Below are 1,558 nucleotides of genomic sequence, written 5' to 3'. Positions count from 1 at the left end.
GGCGGCCCACAAGGTCGAAAACGTCATGCTGGTCTCCGCCTTCATGGCCGCGGCCGCGCTGGCCGGGCCGGTGGGCCGGGCTCCGGATGCTGCGGCGCGACGACGTTCGTGCCGACGTCGGGCCGCTGGTCCGCGGGCGGCCGATTCCCGAAGATCAGTGCCAGCGTCAACGCCGCGACGCCGCCGAGGAACACCGCCGCGACGGCGGCGATGGTCAGGATCGACTTGCGGCTGCGGCGCTGCTGCGCCGGGGTGCCCGAGAGCCGGTGGGCGTCGGAGGCCGGGTCGTCCTCGGCGCTGTAGGCGAGCTCGGCCGCCGCGGCCGAGGCGGTCTGCGTGGCGCTCATCGCGACCGTTCGCGGCGCGCCCAGCTTCGCGTTCGCCGCGGCCAGCGAGGCGCCGCGCGCCAGGGCCATCTCGGGTTCCTCGGGCGTCGTCACCGACAGGGCGGTCGCCGCCTCGAGCGTGGGTTTGATGGAGGGAATGTCGACCTCCGAGCCGACCAGGAACAACCCGTCGGGCCGCGCGCTCATCGACTCGGCGTCCGAGACCATCGCGGCGAGTTTCGCTAGTGCGGCGTCGTCGTCGCCGGGCAGCGGGTGCCGATGCACGTCGGTGACCGTCCCGTGCGAGGTGTCGACGACAGCCAGGGTCGCGCTGTCCGGTTCGACGAGCAGCAGCGCCGTGCGGGCCCAGTTGGTCGCGCTGCCCATGGCCTGCGCCAGCGCTGCGGCGGCCATGACCGCCGAGACCAGCATGACGTTCTCGATCTTGCGCGCGGCCAACGCGTCTCGCAGTGCCGCCGCCTTGACGGGGTCGGTCCAGCTCACTCCGCTGGACTTGAGCCGATACCCGCCTTGGGCCGCGCTGTCCCGGGTTCCGAGAATGGCCGCGACGACGTGATTAGCTGCGGCGATGGGGGTTTCGTGGCCGGCGACATCGAAACCGTCCTGATCGACCGTCACCCCGCTCGCGGCTTCGCCTTCGACGAGCACCATGCGGACGGTCTCAGGTGCCATAGACACGCCAAGTACGACGTCCACCACTCCTCCACATCGTCCGAAATTGGTAGCCCTGCCCAGATCCGCCACCCTAGCGCGCCGGGTTCGGCCCGCCCGGGAACCGCGAGGGCGCTATCGGTGGCCGAAGCCGTGACCACCGCCGAAGCCGTGGCCGCCAAACCCGTGACCACCACCGAATCCGTGACCCCCGAAGGGTCCGTGGCCGCCGAAGGGTCCGTGGCCGAAGGGTCCGTGACCGCCGAACGGGCCGTGACCGAACGGGCCCTGACCGCCGAGGGGCCCGTGACCGCCACCCAGTCCGGGTACCGGCAGGCGGGGCGGCGGAACGAACACCGGCGGGGGCAGGGCCGGGATGGGCGGAGCGGCGGGCGGCGGCGGGGCGATGGGCTGCGGCGCGGCCAGTGGCTGCGGCGGCGCGATCTTCGGCTGGGCCTGCACCGGGGGCCCGGGGTTGGCCGAGGCCAAAACGATCATCGCTTCCGACGAGCGCGCGCGCCGGCGCAGGTCCTTGATGCTGGTCAGCAGCTCGCTGGCGG

The 1,558-nt window shown here is 73.0% G+C and carries 1 protein-coding gene and 1 pseudogene; both read right to left on the bottom strand.

Features of this window, described 5'->3' with window-relative positions:
- Positions 1 to 50: 50 nt before the first annotated feature.
- Positions 51 to 1,043: pseudogene (locus A5624_RS00880) on the bottom strand (hypothetical protein); the annotation flags it as partial.
- A 90-nt stretch (positions 1,044 to 1,133) separates the two neighbouring features.
- Positions 1,134 to 1,558 (bottom strand): hypothetical protein (locus A5624_RS28805; protein WP_232002174.1); only part of this gene is annotated, 425 nt, incomplete at its 5' end.

Origin of the sequence: Mycobacterium sp. 1482292.6 (genome assembly GCF_001672995.1) — a bacterium.
Taxonomy (GTDB): Bacteria; Actinomycetota; Actinomycetes; order Mycobacteriales; family Mycobacteriaceae; genus Mycobacterium; species Mycobacterium europaeum_A.
The sequence above is the reverse complement of the archived record's forward strand: the minus strand, read 5'-3'. Positions and strand labels throughout refer to the sequence as shown.